General features: G+C 66.0%; 1 protein-coding gene and 1 pseudogene. Both read right to left on the bottom strand.

What is annotated here, in order from left to right; all coding sequences use genetic code 11:
* Positions 1-202: 202 nt before the first annotated feature.
* Complete coding sequence (locus KJS59_RS30570; protein ID WP_249715187.1) at positions 203-1,054, bottom strand: helix-turn-helix domain-containing protein; 852 nt, start codon at positions 1,052-1,054, stop codon at positions 203-205.
* A gap of 8 nt (positions 1,055-1,062) precedes the next feature.
* Positions 1,063-1,251: pseudogene (locus KJS59_RS30565) on the bottom strand (DUF6879 family protein); the annotation flags it as partial.

Genomic DNA, 1,251 nt, shown 5'->3' with positions numbered 1-1,251 from the left:
CCACCCGGCCACAACAGCGCGCGTACGCTTGCCGCAGATGGCCGTCCGACTCGGCACGATGCTGCAGGTCGAGCGGCGGCCAACTGCTCCTGCAAGGCGCTACGGCTATCGCGCGCACATATCGGTGGCCGTCCGTGTAGACAGCCACCAGCGTCGGGCCGAGCAGATGGGACGAGGGCCGGTCTATCTGCCCGGTTTGCTGTCACCCGTCGTGCTGCTCCACCGAGTTCAAGACTTCGGTTCGCACGGCACCCAACAAGTGGCGGGCCTGTTCGCCGGTCACTGAGTCCGCGAGCAGCGAGTCGTAAACCTGCGAGTAGATGCGGATCTCTTCGGGATCGGTCAGGGTCAGCTCGCGGGTGTAGGTCTCGATCGTCGTGATCTGGGAGCCGTCGGGGAGGGTGTAGATCACGAAGGGGTGTGCGTGGACCGCTGATGGGCGGATGCCAGTCGGCAAGATCGACAGGCTCACCCCGGGCAGCGTGGCGACTGACAGGATCTTGTCGTACTGCGCGGCGAGCGCGTCGTGAGGTACCGGGCGGAACCGTAGCGCGGCCTCGGAGATGAGGAAGTCGAACTGGCGGCCCTTCTCGTACAGGGCAGCCTGCCGCTCCACGCGCGCCGCCGCTGCCCGTGCGGTGCCGCCTACGCGAAACACGTCGGCAAGGGCGAGGATGCTGCGGGCGTAGTCGGCGGTCTGGAGCAGTCCTGGCACGGCGGCGTGTTGGAAGACTTGCACCCGGGTGGCCTCTGCGAGGGTACGACTGATGCTGCGTTGGTGCGCGGCACGGCCGCCGGTCAGCGTCCGGTCCCAGATGATCGATGCCACCTGGATGGACTCCGCGACGTTCAGCTCCGCGGTGATCTCGGCCGAGGCGTCTGTGGCCGTCGCCCATGCCCGGACGTCATCGACGGACGGTTTCGTTCGGCGGTTTTCGATCGTTGAGACCTTGGACTGCGACCAGCCCAACTCGGCGGCGAGTCGCGTGGTTGACAGGCCCGCATCCTCGCGGAGTTCACGCAGCCTGGTCGCGAGCGTCGCCCGGTCGTCCATTGGCGGGCTCACCACGATCTACGCATTTCGTCCTGGACTGTCGGCAGGTATTCCAGGAGCGGGATTGAGTGCCTCATCGCAAGGTTCCGCTGTTCGATGAGGCTTTCTACATCGCTGGTCGGCTTCATGGCGAGGCGTCGGCCTTCCCCGTCGTAGTCGATCAGCACGACGAGTTCGTCATCGATCGCCTTCGAAGG

It is taken from the genome of Rhizomonospora bruguierae (assembly GCF_018397995.1).
In the GTDB taxonomy this organism is placed as follows: Bacteria; Actinomycetota; Actinomycetes; order Mycobacteriales; family Micromonosporaceae; genus Rhizomonospora; species Rhizomonospora bruguierae.
Note: the sequence above shows the minus strand (reverse complement) of the source record. Positions and strands in the feature narration are given on the sequence as shown.

Bases quoted from the DNA above. Each gene is read 5' to 3' on its own strand.
- KJS59_RS30570 (WP_249715187.1), bottom strand. From the start codon at position 1,054: ATGGACGACCGGGCGACGCTCGCGACCAGGCTGCGTGAACTCCGCGAG.